Origin of the sequence: Thalassoglobus polymorphus (genome assembly GCF_007744255.1) — a bacterium.
Taxonomy (GTDB): domain Bacteria; phylum Planctomycetota; class Planctomycetia; order Planctomycetales; family Planctomycetaceae; genus Thalassoglobus; species Thalassoglobus polymorphus.
The window spans coordinates 1,426,280-1,443,312 of record NZ_CP036267.1 but is presented as its reverse complement, the minus strand read 5'-3'; the positions used below and the strand labels follow the sequence as shown (position 1 = coordinate 1,443,312).

Here is a 17,033-nt window from a genome sequence, read left to right as displayed (position 1 = left end):
GACCATGACACAACGCGCCATTGAACATACAGTTACTTTTCGCTTGCAACATGCCCCGAAATCCCCGGAGGAGACAGACTTCCTGAACGCAGCGGCAAAACTCGCTGAGATTCCTGGTGTGCAAGACTTTCAAATTCGTCGTCAAACGAGTCCGAAGAATTCTCACACGTTCGGCATCTCAATGTGGTTCGCAACTCCTCAAGAATTTGTAGACTACAGCGAACATCCCGCTCATGTTGAGTTCGTTCAAAATCGCTGGCTGAAAGAAGTTGCCGATTTTCAGGAAGCTGACTTCGAGCCACTGAGTTAATTAAAATCGAACTTCGCAATCACTTTCTAATCCGACAGTTGAACTCAAGGGTATAGGTATTCAGCATGCGACGTCATTTTCGAGATATTTTTTCTGTCACTGCGATCACACTCACTTTCGTGGCTGCAACAACCGCCTCAGACCGTCCTCCTCAAGGTGTGGCACCGGGAGTCGAAAAGCCGCTTCGATTGTCTCCCGGACCGGAGAATGGCAGGAACAGTGAAGGAGACTTCATTCAGCTAAAAGATGGCCGTCTACTTCTGATTTACACAAAGTTTATCGGAACAGGCGATCATGCTCCGGCTGAGCTTGTAGGACGATACTCTTCTGACGGTGGAAAAACCTGGAGTCAGGATGACGTCAAAGTTATTTCGCGAAAAGAGGGCGAAGCGAACTTGATGTCAGTTTCACTCTTACGTTTACAGAATGGCAAGATCGCGCTCTTCTATGTTCAAAAATACGACAGTCCACAAGGAGAAAACTATTCTCACCTGGACTACATTCTGATGCGAACCAGTTCCGACGAAGGAGAAACATGGTCAGAACCAACTTATGTGGTCCCTAAAGATCACCAGGGCTATCGCGTCTTAAACAATGATCGCGTGGTTCAATTAAAGTCTGGCCGGTTGGTTGTTCCGTTGGCGGTTCATTATCTTCCCGGCTGGCCGAAGTGGCGGAATTCTGCACAAATTCTCTGCTACCTCTCTGACGACAATGGCAAAACCTGGCGAGCCAGTCAAAGCACACTCGAATCAGAATTACTCGCTCAGGAACCGGGAGTTGTGGAACTGAAAGATGGCAAACTCATGATGTTTTGCCGAAGTCGCGATTGTCAACTTGTCACACATTCCACTGATCAAGGCGACACATGGTCAGAATTAAAACGTTCAAACATTCCACAGCCAACTCCCTCTCCTGCCTCAATTGAACGCATCCCTTCAACGGGGGATTTACTACTGGTCTGGAATAATGGTGACGATCCGCTCGCCTCAGCAAAACCTGTTGGGCGTCGACCTTTCACCGCTGCAATCTCCAAGGATGAAGGAGCTACTTGGCAGCACGTCCAGAATATCGGTGCAGATCCAGAAGGATGGTATTGTTACACAGCCATCGATTTCGTTGGCGATCACGTGGTGCTGGGACACTGCGAATACCCAAGACTGAATTCGCTCCAGATTACTCGCCTGCCAGTTGATTGGTTTTACAAGGGTGAGAAAAGCTCCGCGAAAGATTGAATCATTCATTGACATCATGATGCAGAAGTGTGGTATTAAGCATACCACACTTCTGCTTTTTCATTTACACACTTGACGGTTTGATCACCATTCGGCGAACTGCAAGTTCGTCCAGCATTGTGTCGTCGACTTCGACTCCAATTCCCGGTCCAGTCGGGATGCGGGCGAAGGCGTCTGAGAGTTCAAACTGGTCAATGGGGACAAAGTGGTCCATCGTTTCCTGAATCAATTCGATCCCATGATCTGTTGGGAACTTAAAGCCCGGGAGCGTGGCGAGTGCCAGTTCGCTTGCCATTGAAATGCCCGAACCGGTTCGGCGTCCGCACCAGAGCGGAATTTGTTTCGCGTGGCACCAGTCGTGAATCAGTTTCGCTTGGGAAAGTCCGCCGACACGCCCAACTTTGATATTCACAATTTGACAGGCATCAAATGTGACCGCATTCTCAACCATCGGCAAGTCATGTGCTCCTTCATCGAGGCACAATGGAGTTTTAATTCGACTTGCCAATTCTTTGTGATAGACGAGATCAAAAGGTGGCAAAGGTTGTTCGAGCATCAGCATGTCGAATCGATCTAAACTTGCTAGATGGTCGACATGTTCTGGCAAGTACGCAGCATTTGCGTCAGCCATTAACGTGATGTCGCCAAAGTGTTCACGAATCAGCTTGAGCGGTTGATCATCCCAACCTGGCTGTACTTTGATTTTGATTCTGCGAATCCCCTGTTCCAGTGCGGATTTAATGTCGGCGATGAATTCTTGCGGGTTTGAACCAATTGAATGGCTGGTCCCAACTTCGACCGTTTCGCCCTGCCCTCCCAGAAGTTGCTGGATTGGCTCCCCGCGTTCCTTTCCGAGAAGATCCCAATACAAGTGCTCCACCGCAGCTTTGGCGTATTCATGCCCACGAATTGAATGCCATGTCTGGCAAACATCTTCAATCGAGTCGAAGGACTTCCCCAGGACCATCGGAAGGAGAACTTCTGAGATCATTTCCCAGACTGTGCCAACAGTCTCCGAAGCATAAAAAGGACGCGCATCGATGTTGGCTTCGCCATAAACAGTCAAGCCATCCGCGTGACCGCGCAGCACAACGAACTCGCGCGCAGTGATCGCTCCCAGACTGATTCGAAACGGGTGTGCCAATCGACGACGAACGTGTAGTAACTCAACTTGTTCCAGCTTCATGAATCATCTTGCAGTAGCAGGTCGTTTAATTTTGTAGTTTGCCTTGGGACTGATGAAAGAAAAACCAGGACACAAATTCTAGAGCAGCTTGCTCTACCGTGTGCCCGTGACGAACGCATTTCTCCTGTAAAAATGCTGTTCGCCACGAGGCAGATCCTGCAAACCAATTCGAAAGATGCTCTATAAAGAACTGTGCCCTGACTGTCCATTCTCAGTTCGCATCTTAGCGATTGCCGAGACTTCCTGTTCGAGAAAAATCCCGAAGTCTCTCAAATGGAAGTTCTGACCATTACTTCTTATCCCAAATCTCGTTCAGAGCTTTAAGCGTTTTCTCGACGAGAACTTGTCCCCCCTCAGCTCCGACATTGTTACTTTCGACGATGGCGCTGTAGCCGCCACCTTTTGCGGCCCGTTCTGTTGGAACATATGTCCCGGGACCAGCGAGTTGGATGATGAAGGTCTGCAAGGCTGGGCTGCGGCCTTTCATTTGAATACCGAAGTCGGTGAACAACTCGAAATCGTTCGTGGCAATTGCAATGTCGCCCAATCGAATGGTGTGAAGTTCCATCTCGTAAGGATTTAACTCTCCAGCTTGCTGTCTGTGAAAGCGATCAACGGCAGCCTGATGCCAGAGCGTTCGTCTTTGGTTCTTTGGATCTTTCGACAGTTCAGCGACTTTCTTACCAATGGCGGTTGCCTCAGTTTCGGTGACCATACGTTCTGGCAGTTCGATCATCTGAACTTTGTGCACTAAAAGTGCGTCGCTGTGACGCTCTTTGCTTGCACCTTCGTAGGCCTCTTCCCAGGCCGAGACGATACGTCGCGACAGCTCTTGAAGTCTTGTCAGACCTCGCAATTTCCGCATCCGTTCTTCTGCAGGTTTGCTGTACATCAGATGCGGCGATTGATCGCCAGCGGCTCCCGTCCAGCCGAGAACAAATAAGTCTTCGCCGTACTTGGCACGGAGAGTTTTACGTACTTCATGCCAGAAATCGGCATTGACAGCTGAACCGCTTTCAACTTCCTGTGCGGGGCAGGCAACGTTGATAGCAGTGGCAATGAGCTTTTCGTTCTTGTCCCAGAAATAGAGGACATTCACTTCGTGGTCCTCGTAGCCTTCGATGGCACGGAAATTCTGGCTGTTTGTCTTGCCGTACATCGCAGCTGTTCCGTTGGAATATTGAACTCGTCGATTCTGGGCGACAACCGCATGACCGAGCCCCCAGGCGACACTACCGGTATCTCGTGACTCCCACGCCTCAGCCGCAATTTCTGCAACACGGTCAGCAAGAAATTCAACGTACTCCTTGGGCTTCATCACCCCTTCAGATGGAAGGTTGTAAATGCCTTCTCGCATGACTGGAGCAGTATGCGTATGAGTCGCATTCAAGACCAATTTGTTGATATCAAATCCGGGAAGTCGATCCTTCGCCCGTTCGCGAACCGCCTCAATGACTCCATCACGGATCGCCACCAAATCGCAGGAAACGAGAATCACTTGATCAATGACTTTGTCACCCTCGCGGGACTCAATTGCCAAAGCCGTCGCGGTGCACTCGTTAGCAGGTTTTTGTGAGATTCGTGTACGCATCTGTCCGGAAAGGGCGACCGGCTGGTCAGGGGTGATACTGGTGGTAGCGCCTCCAACATACAGTTCGGCAGCGGTCAATGGAGCTGTGAATGAAATCACTAAAGCAGCGACGTACGTGGGCATGAAGGAACAATGAAAGCGTTGCAAAGATTGCAGCATTGAGTTTTCTCCGATTCGGGTAGGAAGTGTCGGAACAGCCCGTACACTTGCGAGAGGAAGGAAATTACTTTGCGGGTGTTGTGGGAATCACAGGCAAAATGATCCGGCTTGGGTGCGAGGCATCATGGAAAATTGTTTGAGTTGCCACTTCTGTTCGTCGATGCCGGTTCAACGGTTCGCCCGTGTTGGGATTCACATCGAAGCGAGGATAATTGGAGCTCGAAATATCGACCCGGATTCGATGGCCTTTCTTGAAGACATTCGAAGTCGGATAAAGCCTGATTGTAAATTCGTAAGTCTCGCCGGGATTCATCAAGACTTCTTTCTTGAGTGATTCCCGAAATCGTCCGCGAACAATTCCGTCTCCAATATTTAAGTCAAAACCGGCCGGCCAGTCTGTCGATGATGGATAGACATCGATCAACTTCGCAGTGAAGTCGGTATCAACTGCAGAACTGGAGGCAAATAGTTTCACTTCGATTTCACCAGTTACTTCAAGGTCTTCTTCGAGTGGTTCCGATTGAAAAACGAGAACATCATTGCGCGCGGAGATTGGAATTGGCGCTTTGAAATTCCAGACGTGTGGCCCCCCTTTTTGATTTCGTGCACCTTGCAACAGAATGTCATTGCCTGAAGAAATGTTCCCCCCAATGGTCGGGACTGGATTTTTTGGATCGAACTGGAATTGAGTGACTGCTTTTTCTTCTTCTGATTTGGCAGTCGACAAGTTGCCGTCAGGTTGCAGATAGAAATCTGTGTACTCTGTCCGGGCTAATGGCCAGTCGTTTTCACTTCTCCAATATCCACCATGCTTCAAGCGGCCTTTCTCGTCCTTCGTGCCGTCGCCGGTTCCCATGACGAAAATTCGGACTGGTGTCTTGAATAGACCAGATTTGCCGACAGAGTTGTCGATCCCTTTCAACCAGCGGTCGTACCATTCCTTGCGCCACGCCCACTGATCTGCAATGGCTGCTTCTTTGCCGAATGTGACATCCCCGTGTGCATAAGCAGCCTGTTGACCATGAATCCACGGTCCCATGATCATGAAAACGGGCCCTTTGATGGTCTTGCTGAGTGCCATAAAGTTGGCAGTGTTGTTCCCACCCCAGGAGTCGTACCAGCCTGAGACCAGATAAACAGGAATATCTTTGTACTTCTCAGGATCTTCCACAATGTTCACTGCCGACCAGAACTCATCATCCGGTCCGCTTTCCATTGCAGTCAGCAACCAGTCTTCGTATTCGGGAGCGAGTCGCAACGGAGTTTGTCCGCGTCGTGTCGGGAAATTCTCGAGGTAGGCAAATCGTTGATCCGCCATTTCTTTCAGAACTTCAACTGTTCCGGGATCATGTGAAGCACGACTCCCGCGACCGGCGTTCAGAAAGATCCAATTCCAAAACCGCAGCTCGAAAGCGCCCGCATTGCGAAGGCTCTGTCGTCCCATGTTTGACATGGCATCGACGGGGATGACTGTCGTCAATTCAGGAGCACCAGCGAGGGCCATCGAATGTTGCGTTCCCCCATAATAAGAAGTCCCAATCATCCCGATTTTGCCATTCGACCATGGCTGCTTCCCGATCCAGGCTGCACAGTCGACACCGTCGGGGCCGTCGTCGCTGAGCATGTGCCAGACTCCCTCAGACTTGTAGCGACCACGAGTATCTTGCGCAACAAACACGTATCCATTTGCGGCAAAATACTTGGCAGCTGTGACTTGTCCATTTTTGTTGTAAGGAAGTCGGCTCAAGATCACGGGGAGTGCTTCATCGACCGGTTTCCCGTCTTGAGCTGGCCGATAGACATCCGTCGCCAGCCGTATTCCATCCCGCATCGGGACCATGATATCTTTTTCAACAACGTAGTCGTCCGCATGCGAGTACGCCCCGCTCGTAAGACAAAGTGTGATCAGCAACACCCAGTGGTGCATCGTACGCATTCAAACTTCCTTCAAAATTTTATTGTTCAACGATAGTTAAAGAGTGCGAATACTAGAGCATCTTTCGAATTGGTTTGTAGGTTCTGCCTCGTGGCGAACAGCATTTTTACTGGAGAAATGCGTTCTTCACGAGCAAACGGTAGAGCAAACTGCTCTAAGACTGCCACCGCATCGTCGTGGTGATCGAAACGCCCAACGAACAGTGTCAAAGCACTTTAACGGTTCAGCTTTGTCACCAATGAATCAGAAAACAAGCCTCATCGAAAATTTCATCTTAATGGGAGATCATCAAGTCGTTCACTGGCCAACCGGAATGACGGGAAGCGTGAGATGTGAGGGACGTTTTGCATCATGAAAAATTGTTTGCTTTGCTGATTGAAAAGTGGTGACCTTTCCGATGTTATCCATTTTTGAGTTTGGGTTTCTTAAATAGTACGGATAGTAGCTACTGGAAATTTCAACTCGAATGCGATTTCCACGGGCGAACACGTTCCCGGTTGGTCGCCAAAATTCAATCTGATATTCATACGCTTCATCGGGTTTAATTTCACTCAATTTGTAAGGATCAAAGGCTCCGTTGTTTTCAGGATCTCGATGCCTCGCTCGCATGACTCCCTCAGCCAGAAACAACGCACTGCCGTCAGGTTTGACATCGGAAAGACGAATCATCCAATCGGTATCGTGAGCATTTGTGGCGGCAAAAATTTTGGCAGAAATCGGGCCGATGAGTTCGACGTCTTTCGTGAGAACTGGAGTCTCATAGACCAAAACATCCTGTCGCTTTGCCGACTGACTGATGTCGCGAGGGCCATCAATGTGACCGTTAGTGAAGCCTGCTGAGGGTGTTGGATCGCGAGGATCGTAGACGTAATGGTCCGGCGATTCGTCACCTGGCGGAAGCGTAGTGAGACGACCGTCTCCGTCTGAAGAGTTGGCATTTCCGGAACTGTGCAAATAATATTTCGTAAATTTCGTCTCCGGCAACGGCCAGTCCTGTGCCGTTCGCCATTCGTTCCTTCCCATGACAAAAACATGCACAGGAGGGTCTTTCAACACTCCATTATCAACGCCTTTGAGATGATGGTCGAACCATCGCAGGATGTAACCGTCCCAGTCAATGATCGCCTGCTCGCCAAAATCGACACCGGCTGCGACGTGGCTTCGATTGATAATGTGTTGCCAGGGACCGATCACCATTCGGGGTTGGCGTGCCGCTTCAGTCCCCCCATGTTTCTTCATTGCCAGATAATTCATGGGCGTGCCGGTAAAGTTCGCGTCAAACCATCCGGAAATCGCCAATGATGGAACCTTCACTTTCGCGTAACTCTCAGGCGTCTGATATGAAATTGCCTTCCAGTATTCACCGCTCGCAGTGTTTTGCTCAATCCACTTCCGCCACCATGTATTGGGTTTGTAATTCCGAGTTTTGTCGAAGTCGATATAAGGAAGTTGGTCATAGGCCTCCTCGCGATTCACGGCGAATCCACCGTAAGCACCTGGGCCAGCACGATGTGGATTTCGGCCAGATGTGGAGCCTGCCCAGTCCATCATCCAGCAGACGAAGATTCCGTTTTGATACGGGCAGTTATAAAATTGATCCGGTGGAGCAACCTCGGGGACGATCGCTTTTAATGCAGGCGGCGATTGAGACGCTGTCCACCACTGAGTCCAACCCATATATGACAAACCGTAGGTGCCAACGTTTCCGTTACACCAACTTTGCTCCGCGATCCATTGGACTAAATCGTAGCCATCGGTCTTGTGCTTCGCCGAAAAGGGATCCCACTCTCCGCCCGATTCAAACCGGCCCCGAGAATCAACATTGATAACCACATAGCCACGCGAGGCAAAATTCCTTGCGCGTCCAGCCTGTCCATTTTTGTTGTACGGTGTCTGTTGAAGTATCGCTGGGAAGCGCCCTTCTGCTTCGGGGCGGAAGATATCAATCTTCAGTTTGACACCATCACGCATCGGCGCTTCGCTGTTCAGTTCCTCGCGGACCTGATGCTTCACTTTAGAATAGTCACCAGCTTGTGGTGCCTGAGCCTCAGCGACAACGGAAAACCCCGTTACCAAAGCAGGCACAATACAACAGGCCAAGACAAAACGAAGGAGAGTCAAATTCATTTGAAGGTCTCAAGGCTTTTGTATGTGGGTATAGAGTGACCAATGAAAAAATCATTCTTCACTTGGTATTCAAGAAGTCCAGTGAACTCATTGCAGGTTATCTATCCCTAACTGAGATCGCTAGAGTTTAAGATCAGCCTCAATAAAAAACGAAAGAAGAAACTTTCTTCACTGGTCTTTGGATATGGGTCTTTCATAAAGAGATTTTCTTAGAGGAAAAAATTTTTCAACTTTCGTTACGACTTGAAAATCCTCGCTGACTTGCTTGTCACCTTGACTATGGCAAGAATAATTGAGGCCTCAAATGCATGATGAGAACTTCCTCTGAATCGCAATGATGAGGCGGCCTCACCGCACATTCCCACAGACTTGTCCGCACACCTGAAATGGACGATATCACATCTCGTGATGTCACCCTGCCCTCCATCCTTTCACGAGCAGAGAGTTGCTGCTCCCCGATTCGGTTCACCAAAACCCACACAGAGAAAGTAAGATATGCCCAAGATCATTTACTTCGCTCTCGCAGTCTTCTGGTTCTCAAACTTTTCATTATTCGGAGAAGAGAAGAAAGAGCCCGCCCCTTCTGAAACCCCGTTGCGGGCTGGTGCTGCAGCTGTCGACATCACACCCACAGAGTTCCCTCTGAACATGCCTGGTGGATTCAATGCGAACATGGCCACAAGTGCGCACGACCCTCTCTTCGCCCGAGCAATAGTTCTCGACAATGGTGTCACCACACTGGCAATGGTCGTTGTCGACAGCTTGGGAGTCTCTCCAGAAATTTTGGACGAAGCCAAAGCAATCGCCGCGAAGAAAACCGGAATTAAAGTCGATCACATGCTGATCAGTTCAACGCATACACATAGCGGCCCCCCTTACAGTACAAGAAGTAAAGATGCTCCTGCTGTTGCGTATCGCAAAGTCCTGACTGAGGGAATGGCGGAATCGATTGTTCAAGCTCACGCATCTCTACAACCGGCATCTGTGGGTGCTGCCTCTCATCCTTTACCTGATGAAGTCTTCAATCGTCGCTGGTTTCTGAAAGCGGGTAAGATGCCACTGAATCCATTTGGAAAGATGGACATCGTCAAAATGAACCCGTCACGCAGCCCTGATGTTTTGGATCGTCCTGCCGGACCAACTGATCCCGACATTACGATCATCTCTATTCAGAACGCGCGGCGCAGACAACTCGCACTCTTCGCAAATTATTCTCTGCATTATGTGGGTGCGACTCCCCGAGGTCAGCTCTCGGCAGATTATTTTGGAGAATTCGCCCGCCTGATGCCCGCTCGATTACGTGGAAGCAATGAGTTCGTGGCGATGATGTCAAACGGGACATCCGGCGACATCAATAACATTCCATTTAATGTCACACGCCCTCCTCGCGAACCATTTGAGCAAATTCGAATTGTCGCTCGAAAGGCTGCGGACACCGCCTGGTTCGCCCATCGAAAAATTGATGAACACAAAAACAACGTCCCATTACAGATGCTGGAACGAAAAGTAGAACTGAAATATCGGCGTCCCTCTGCTGAAGAAGTCGATGCGGCCCGTAAAGTTCTGGCGGTCAAAGACAAAGCAGAGATCGACAGTCTGCCGCGACTCGCCCAGAACTACGCCCGTCGGGTCGTTCAATTTGCAGAACGAGAAGAAGAAACCCTCACTGTTAAAATCCAGGCGATCCGCATCGGCGATCTTGTCGTCTGTGGGATTCCGTTTGAAACATTCGTCGAGACGGGACTCGAACTCAAAGACAGAAGCCCGTTTCCTCAAACGATGGTCATCGGTCTTGCCAATGGCCGACACGGATACCTCCCAACTCCCGAACAGCACCGACTCGGTGGCTACGAAACGTGGCTGGGAACAAATCAAGTGCAGAAGGATGCTTCAGTCATTCTCGTCAACAATTTGCTCGAAATGATGAATGAGATGAAAGGCAAATCAGCTGTGAAGTAATCCCATAGTTCACCCTCAAAGAACTTTCTCGCCTTATCGTTTGCTTGCGTCCGTAGAGACTGCATTTCAGACGAAAAGTCGCTTGTTCCGACTTCAGGAGTATATGAATTGGTGTTCGCGCACCGCCGCGTGGCGAACACCAATTTCTCTTGAGCATCTTTCGAATTGGCTTGCAGGATCTGCCTCGTGGCGAACAGCATTTTTACTAGCGAAATGCGTTCTTCACGGGCACGCGGTAGAGCAAACTGCTCTAATGAAGTGCGACCAACATCGCTACGATGACACGTACGTTAAGAGAAAACGTCAGCTTCTATTACTTCTTCGAAGGAGTTCGGCTGGTCACGGGGACAAACTTCTGGGCGCGTTCGCTGTAGATTTCGCCAACGAATAAATTGCCTTTCGAGTCGGCAGCGATGCAATGAACGCCGACGGCTTCACCCGGTTTGAGTCGAGAAGTATCTGGCTTGTTCTTGTTGTCTCCAATATCGCCAAGGGGAATTTGCCAAACCTGCAGGACTCGCCCATCAGTCGAAAACTTCATGAAGACCTGGTCCTTAAACTCCGGGTACTTGCCATCGCGAAGCCACCAGTGTGGTGAAGAACCGCACACCCAGAGTTCATCATCCTTCGTGATTGAGAGCCCCCAAGGCATGATGACGTTGCCCCATGAATCAAGATACTTTCCTGACTGATCAAAAACCTGAATCCGTCCACTGTTCCGGTCCGCCACATAGAGCTTCCCTTTGGAATCGACAACGATGGAATGTGGCAAGATAAAACTGCCCGGTGCAGAGCCATACTCTCCCCAGGTTTTGACGAACTTCCCATCGCTATCAAAGTGCATGATCCGACGATTGTTTCCGTAACCATCGGTGACAAACACATCCCCTGCAGGCGTGATCGCCATGTCGGTCGGACGGTCGAAATGATCGTTGTCATCACCACGCTCATCGAGAACGCCTAATGTCTGGAGCAGCTTCCCCTCAACAGTAAACTTCTGCACCACATGACGCCCGAAATCTGCAAGCCAGATACTCCCATCCGGCCCGATACGAAGATGATGGGGATTGACGAAGTTATGGTCATTCCCCCAGCTGCGGACAAATTTTCCGTCGCTGGTATAAACCTGTACCGGGTCCGGCCCTTTGCGAAAGAACCAGACCTGATCCTTGTCGTCAATGGAAAGCCCAGAGACCCACCCGGCTGCACCAATCTCGTCTGGTCGCACCGGCCAACTCGGATCGACGTCGTACTCAGTAATCACCGGTTCCTTCGCGTATCCGGGATTCTGCGCGCTCAGCTGACTTGTCGGTGAAAGAGAAACTCCGAAAGCAATTGCGAGCAGCAACGACCAGAAAATTCGAGTTTGTGAAATCATAAGAATAATTCTCCCGGTCATCTATTAGTCGTTGAAGTGAATTAAATCAGCAGTTCAGTATTTCAAATTTATCGACATGGTTGATCGTCCGTCGATTGCAGGCAGCTTACTCACCGACGAGCTTCGATCACCTCACTCGATCTGCCCCGAACTGAGTGGGGTCATTGGCTATCGCTCTTTCGCCTTTTGAATTCACCCGTCATAAATGTGATCCATTCACCCTCTTCATTTTTCATCTCGGATGTTGCGATAATGTGATCCTTCGATTTGAACTCGTAGCTGTCTCGATAGGTTGCCGTTGTCCCCGGCTTGAGCATGTTTGGCCCTTCGGCAAGCAGCGAAAGCTTCTTTCCTGAGTCGTCAACGGTCCCTTCTTATTTCCACATATGATTCGTCATCGAATCAATCCAGGTCCCAACGTATTTCTTCTTCTCCTCGCTATAGCCAATCGTCTGAATCCCTATAACTTGAAGGCCGCCGGTGTCGACCGTCATTTCATTGAGGACCCAAAAGCCACCGACCATTCGAGATTTCAACGTTCCTGAACACTGCATCGCGGGATAATTTGCAGTCGCGACACTCTTCGACATCGAGTCCCACTCCCCAGTAAATTGGTCGAGCCATTCGTGCTCCTTCTTTGGCATAGGAAAGTTCAACTCTTGCGCAGCGAGGTCGATTGCTGACATCGACACGACCAACGCAAACGGGATGGCGAACATCTTCATAATCATTGCTCGAAACTCCATCATTGTGAAAATTTCGTATCCCGATTGGTCGCGTAAAAGCGAGGTGGCACAAACGGGAGACATCGACGCTCTCTTATCTTACCGGTCTACTTCTCCATTGTGCGAGTCAGTTTCTCCGTTTCGCCGGTGCCACCAGGTGACAGGGGAGAATGCGTCGTAAATGGCTCACCATTAACACAGTCTCGGTCACTCTCCCCTGCTCTGTTTTACTTGCACTGACTGTGATACCTCCACATTGTCGTCTTCAAATTAAATCGTCATCACCACGTCTATAACGTGCCGTCGAGACCTCTCTGGTAGTATTTGTGAGTGATCTCGTCCTGGTGTTCCAAAAGCCAATCGATGGTCGGCTCGTTGTTCATTGCTTTGTGGATCGCCTGAGCGGTCGCCTTGCGATGGATATCAAACAGTGCCTTGTGATCCAGATCAGGATCAGTCGCAGCCCCGGGGTTGAGCCAGACGGAGCAGACGATCCCGAGATCGTTCGCTTTTTCTTTCGGAATATCTCCAGCCCGAACGGCGTCGAGAACACCATTCGCAATCGCAGCCTGGACGGTCCCCATCAGAATGTTGGTGTAAGAACTACTTTTGACGGTCACCTTACTGACCATCAATGTGACAGGTCTCACCTGGATGTCGGTGTCGAGTATCGCAAAGACCTTAGAGTGTCCTGCCGCCTGACCACCCGTTAACGTGGCGATGGCTGTCCCGACAGGTCCGTCCAGTTCACCGATCACAACTTCTGGCTCAGCTGCAGTAAAAGGTGGACCACCGGCGACAAGGCATTCCCCAGTTCGCATGATAATTCGTTCGCTCATAATCGCTTCCTTTTGATATTGTTCATGTTCAATTGCATTTTCGAGTTGATGTTCGCGTTCAACCTCGTAGCGAGCAATTTCTGCAGCCATGAAAGTTACCTTCACAGGCACACATGGACACGACAAGCATGAGAAATACTCCAGAGAAACTGAACTCCAGAACGCTGAACACAAATCTCACCTTACAATGCCTGAAATCTGAAGCAAGCGACTTGTTCATCAGTCAGGATTTCCCTGAGAATTCGCTCTTGAACAGGATACGTGTTAGAGAAATTTCGATCTGAATGAAAAACAGACGCTGGGATTTTGCGATTCGGGACGAATCGAGTAGACTCCTCTCCGAGCAGAGTCCAATCAGAGGATCTCCTTCCAACAAAAACCACCCAGCCCTCGTAGCTCAGCAGGATAGAGCGTTGGTTTCCTAAACCAAAGGTCGTGGGTTCGAATCCCGCCGGGGGTATTTATTAACCGCGCCAATCTGTGCGGAGCCGTGGAGGAGACAGGGAATTTCTCGCGGTCGGATTGCACGTGACCGACGACAGAGCGTTCGTGAACCTCTCGGTTCTCAAGTTCTGCAATGTGAAATGTGATGTGACCGATTGAGCTGAATGAATAGTTGAGACGATGCCTGACCAAAGTCGAAATGTTGCACCGGGGCCACAAGAGCGGACTGTGAGGACTCAGGATGGGCTGGTGTTGACGGTTCCCGATGATTGGGATTTGTTGCCACCGGGAGATGCCGGGTTAACGCGGCGAGTAAAGGCTTCCGGACCGACATGGACGGTCAAAGAGAAAAAAGGCCGACGAACTTTTTCACTTGGTGTTTGGGCTGACGCAAAGCGCATCGAGACCATCAAGCGCGATCTTGAAGCGGAACGCTCAACCGATGCCTATGCCAAGCGGCAGCAAGCGAGTGCGAAGCGACGAGAAAAGAATCAGGCGAAGTACGTCGAAGACTTTGCCGGCGCGGTCTTAAGTTTCTTGAACTTCAACGCCCGTTACGAAAAAATTGCGTCCCAACTCGCTGAAGCGGTCACACTCCACGCGACGCCCGTCGGTTCAGGAACTGTTGCACGAACTCAGCGAATCCCGATCGAGAAGCGAGCGGAGTCGGCCGTGATTGCCTGGCTGCGACATCAAACGACTGCCTATGACGAGATGAAGATTGCCCGCATCAAAGGAAAAAGGCGCGAGACTCGACGCATGCTCGCTGAACAGTCGCGAACCCTGCTTCAAAAATACCGCCGGGGCGAAGATATCGACGCTCAAACCTGCCCACTGCTCCAGGCACTGAAACGACTGGAACACGATTCGTAAACCGTGGACATCTCATCATTTATCATTTCGAGAAGCGAAAGCAAGCTGCAGGTCAAGTCCTTCACCTGATACACTTGGCTGGTTTCACATGCAGTGAGACTCGAAACACGGCACGTCAAACTCCACGTCCCATCAGGCAAAAAGGGCCTGACCGACCTCTACTGAACTCTGTTGGTTGAGAAAGGCAGACGGGAGCTTGATTCGTTCAGGGGAGTTCCATTTCTTGCCAAGCTCAACTCCGGGATCGCCACGCCCATTCTTCCGCTCCGCTACAGTCTGGGTCGTGCCACCTGTCCCGTATTTCATTTATTCAACCGGGCCAACCCGCCGCAGATCACAAAACCCGCTCTCTTCAACAAAACGAAAGCCCTGAGCACAGCCTGACCTACCTTGCTACCTATGGCTAGAGTGATGTTAGAGTGAAATGTTAATTTCTGAAAATGACTCTTCGCACTCATTCAAACTATCTTCGTTAATAGCCATTGCACGCAGTGCATTCACCTCCGAGTGCGAAAGATGGAGATCTGAATCACCAACTTTCATTTTTTGCTGATAAATTGATTGAACAAGAACCAGTTCTTTTCTAGAGAATTGAAAATAGTCAGCCCAAAGGTAAAGCGCCTTGTCAAATGGGGACAATTGTTTTTCTATTAAATACGCACCATTCCTGTAAACAGAATCCCAATTCTCTGACGCCTGAATATAGTCAGATTTACTATCTCCCCAAAAAACACTGGTCACGATTGGCTGCGATCCTCCATCCCAATCTTGTAGTAGATATTGGAACGCTTCGTTATACGCAAGAGACTTTATTTCACCAGAGAGTCCTGCCAGATAATCTTCAACATGGCATTGACTACCACGGACAAATGGATTCCGCTCACTTTCTTCAGAGAAAAATGCAGCAACAAATGTGCTTCGGTCGAAAGAAATGGTCCCCCTAGAACCATCGCTATCTTGGATGCAATAATTCCCCCCATCCCAAGACTGTTCATGGGAAAGGCTAGGGTATCGAGCAACAGCTACAGCATGCGCAACTGTCCCTAGCATTACACCAGGGTACACCAAAGAGCAGTGTGGAAAGTTCGTGCGTTCCATATTCATTACTGTACTCCAAAACTTCAATAATAGGGACAGTAGGGTCCGCTGTCAGGGACAGTAGGGTCCGCTGTCAGGTTGTGAATTTTTGATTGGCTGCTGATTTTTATTTATTACACTTGCTCATATGAATTTTGTTTTCATGGAAGGTGTGCAAATGAGTGGTCAGTCTGGGGTTCGAGTTCAACGGGCGGAGCGGCGGCAGATCCAGTGGCAGGCGTTTTCACTCGATCAGCTCTTACCGCAAGAACACACAGCTCGCCTGGTCTGGGCGTATATTGAATCATTGGATGTTTCTAAACTTTACGAGACCATTAAAACTCATGAGGCCGGTCCTGGTCGAAATCCGATCGATCCTCAACTGTTACTCGCCGTCTGGTTGTTGGCGACGATTGAAGGTGTTGGTTCAGCACGACGGTTAGACCGGCTTTGCAAAGAGCACATCGCCTACATGTGGATTCTGGGCGGGGTCTCGGTGAACTATCACACGTTCGCTGACTTCCGTGTCCAGAACCTGGTGTTCCTCGAAGACTTACTGACTCAAAGTGTGGCGACGTTGTTGCATCAGGGGCTCGTGGAACTGACACGCGTGGCCCAAGATGGCATGCGTGTCCGCGCCTCTGCTGGGAGTGATTCCTTTCGTCGCAAGCCAACGCTGGAAGAATGCTTGCAAACAGCCGAAACACATTTGGAAGAGCTGCAAAACGAAGCGGAATCAGAACCGGGAACCGAAGACCGTCGTGTGAAAGCGGCTCGGGAACGGGCTGCTCGTGAACGAAAAGAACGACTGGAAGCAGCACTCGCTGAGCATGAGAAACTGGTTCCGAAAATGGAACGCCGCAAGAAAGGTTCCAGCGAAAATGCTCGTGCATCAACGACAGACCCCGAAGCTCGCAAGATGAAGATGGGCGACGGTGGCTTTCGACCAGCGTACAATGTTCAGTTTGCAACAACGACCGATTCTCTGGTGATCGTGGGAGTCGATGTCGTCAACGCGGGAACAGATGGAGGCCAGATGCAGCACATGGTCGATCAGATTCAAGAGCGTTACGATCAACGTCCAGCAGAGTATCTGGCTGATGGCGGCTTTGTCAGTCTGGCTGACATCACTGCACTGGAACAAGCAGGGACAGTAGGGTCCGCTGTGCGGACCATTTTGGAGTTGATATGATT

The 17,033-nt window shown here is 50.0% G+C and carries 12 protein-coding genes, 1 tRNA gene and 1 pseudogene; 6 read left to right on the top strand and 8 right to left on the bottom strand.

All coding sequences use genetic code 11. From position 1 onward, the window contains the following. Positions 1-4: 4 nt before the first annotated feature. Complete coding sequence (locus tag Mal48_RS05350) at positions 5-310, top strand: Dabb family protein (protein ID WP_145196859.1); 306 nt, start codon at positions 5-7, stop codon at positions 308-310. Positions 311-375: 65 nt separating this feature from the next. After that, on the top strand, positions 376-1,545 hold the full coding sequence (locus tag Mal48_RS05345; protein WP_145196858.1) for a sialidase family protein: 1,170 nt from the start codon (positions 376-378) through the stop codon (positions 1,543-1,545). 64 nt (positions 1,546-1,609) lie between these two features. On the opposite strand, the gene menC is transcribed toward Mal48_RS05345, so the two are convergent. The 4 genes from menC to Mal48_RS05325 form a co-directional block, all read right to left on the bottom strand. Then, positions 1,610-2,731, bottom strand: coding sequence for an o-succinylbenzoate synthase (menC, locus tag Mal48_RS05340; RefSeq protein WP_145196856.1), 1,122 nt, complete (start codon positions 2,729-2,731; stop codon positions 1,610-1,612). A 289-nt stretch (positions 2,732-3,020) separates the two neighbouring features. Then, positions 3,021-4,445: a hypothetical protein gene (locus Mal48_RS05335; RefSeq protein ID WP_145196854.1), complete on the bottom strand. Its 1,425-nt coding sequence runs from the start codon at positions 4,443-4,445 to the stop codon at positions 3,021-3,023. 100 nt (positions 4,446-4,545) lie between these two features. Further along, positions 4,546-6,417 carry a CocE/NonD family hydrolase gene (locus Mal48_RS05330; RefSeq protein WP_197442076.1) on the bottom strand — a complete coding sequence of 624 codons (1,872 nt, stop codon included), beginning with the start codon at positions 6,415-6,417 and terminating at the stop codon, positions 4,546-4,548. A gap of 297 nt (positions 6,418-6,714) precedes the next feature. Then, complete coding sequence (locus tag Mal48_RS05325) at positions 6,715-8,544, bottom strand: CocE/NonD family hydrolase (protein ID WP_145196852.1); 1,830 nt, start codon at positions 8,542-8,544, stop codon at positions 6,715-6,717. A gap of 495 nt (positions 8,545-9,039) precedes the next feature. On the opposite strand from Mal48_RS05325, the gene Mal48_RS05320 reads away from it, so the two are divergent. Continuing rightward, positions 9,040-10,503 (top strand): neutral/alkaline non-lysosomal ceramidase N-terminal domain-containing protein, encoded by a 1,464-nt coding sequence (locus tag Mal48_RS05320; protein ID WP_145196850.1) that lies wholly within the window; start codon positions 9,040-9,042, stop codon positions 10,501-10,503. A 313-nt stretch (positions 10,504-10,816) separates the two neighbouring features. Here the strand turns inward: Mal48_RS05320 and Mal48_RS05315 are convergent, their stop codons facing one another. The 3 genes and pseudogenes from Mal48_RS05315 to fae form a co-directional block, all read right to left on the bottom strand. Next, entirely contained in the window at positions 10,817-11,881 is a 1,065-nt protein-coding gene (locus Mal48_RS05315) for a peptidyl-alpha-hydroxyglycine alpha-amidating lyase family protein (protein WP_197442075.1), read from the bottom strand. A gap of 161 nt (positions 11,882-12,042) precedes the next feature. Then, positions 12,043-12,525: pseudogene (locus Mal48_RS23520) on the bottom strand (DUF1579 domain-containing protein). Positions 12,526-12,896: 371 nt separating this feature from the next. After that, positions 12,897-13,445: a formaldehyde-activating enzyme gene (gene fae, locus Mal48_RS05300; RefSeq protein ID WP_145205759.1), complete on the bottom strand. Its 549-nt coding sequence runs from the start codon at positions 13,443-13,445 to the stop codon at positions 12,897-12,899. A 386-nt stretch (positions 13,446-13,831) separates the two neighbouring features. Between fae and Mal48_RS05295 the strand changes: the two genes are divergently transcribed. Beyond that, positions 13,832-13,905 (top strand) — tRNA-Arg (locus tag Mal48_RS05295). A gap of 164 nt (positions 13,906-14,069) precedes the next feature. Further along, complete coding sequence (locus tag Mal48_RS05290; RefSeq protein WP_145196844.1) at positions 14,070-14,762, top strand: DUF2293 domain-containing protein; 693 nt, start codon at positions 14,070-14,072, stop codon at positions 14,760-14,762. A gap of 414 nt (positions 14,763-15,176) precedes the next feature. Here the strand turns inward: Mal48_RS05290 and Mal48_RS05285 are convergent, their stop codons facing one another. Beyond that, positions 15,177-15,866 carry a hypothetical protein gene (locus Mal48_RS05285; RefSeq protein ID WP_145196842.1) on the bottom strand — a complete coding sequence of 230 codons (690 nt, stop codon included), beginning with the start codon at positions 15,864-15,866 and terminating at the stop codon, positions 15,177-15,179. Positions 15,867-16,017: 151 nt separating this feature from the next. Between Mal48_RS05285 and Mal48_RS05280 the strand changes: the two genes are divergently transcribed. Further along, complete coding sequence (locus tag Mal48_RS05280; RefSeq protein WP_197442074.1) at positions 16,018-17,031, top strand: IS1182 family transposase; 1,014 nt, start codon at positions 16,018-16,020, stop codon at positions 17,029-17,031. Positions 17,032-17,033: the final 2 nt, after the last annotated feature.

Coding starts and splice junctions, on each gene's coding strand:
- Mal48_RS05335 (WP_145196854.1), bottom strand. CDS start 4,445: ATGCCCACGTACGTCGCTGCTTTAGTGATTTCATTCACAGCTCCATTG.
- Mal48_RS05315 (WP_197442075.1), bottom strand. CDS start 11,881: ATGATTTCACAAACTCGAATTTTCTGGTCGTTGCTGCTCGCAATTGCT.
- Mal48_RS05325 (WP_145196852.1), bottom strand. CDS start 8,544: ATGAATTTGACTCTCCTTCGTTTTGTCTTGGCCTGTTGTATTGTGCCT.
- Mal48_RS05285 (WP_145196842.1), bottom strand. CDS start 15,866: ATGAATATGGAACGCACGAACTTTCCACACTGCTCTTTGGTGTACCCT.
- Mal48_RS05345 (WP_145196858.1), top strand. CDS start 376: ATGCGACGTCATTTTCGAGATATTTTTTCTGTCACTGCGATCACACTC.
- Mal48_RS05350 (WP_145196859.1), top strand. CDS start 5: ATGACACAACGCGCCATTGAACATACAGTTACTTTTCGCTTGCAACAT.
- menC (WP_145196856.1), bottom strand. CDS start 2,731: ATGAAGCTGGAACAAGTTGAGTTACTACACGTTCGTCGTCGATTGGCA.
- Mal48_RS05320 (WP_145196850.1), top strand. CDS start 9,040: ATGCCCAAGATCATTTACTTCGCTCTCGCAGTCTTCTGGTTCTCAAAC.
- fae (WP_145205759.1), bottom strand. CDS start 13,445: ATGAGCGAACGAATTATCATGCGAACTGGGGAATGCCTTGTCGCCGGT.
- Mal48_RS05290 (WP_145196844.1), top strand. CDS start 14,070: ATGCCTGACCAAAGTCGAAATGTTGCACCGGGGCCACAAGAGCGGACT.
- Mal48_RS05330 (WP_197442076.1), bottom strand. CDS start 6,417: ATGCGTACGATGCACCACTGGGTGTTGCTGATCACACTTTGTCTTACG.
- Mal48_RS05280 (WP_197442074.1), top strand. CDS start 16,018: ATGAGTGGTCAGTCTGGGGTTCGAGTTCAACGGGCGGAGCGGCGGCAG.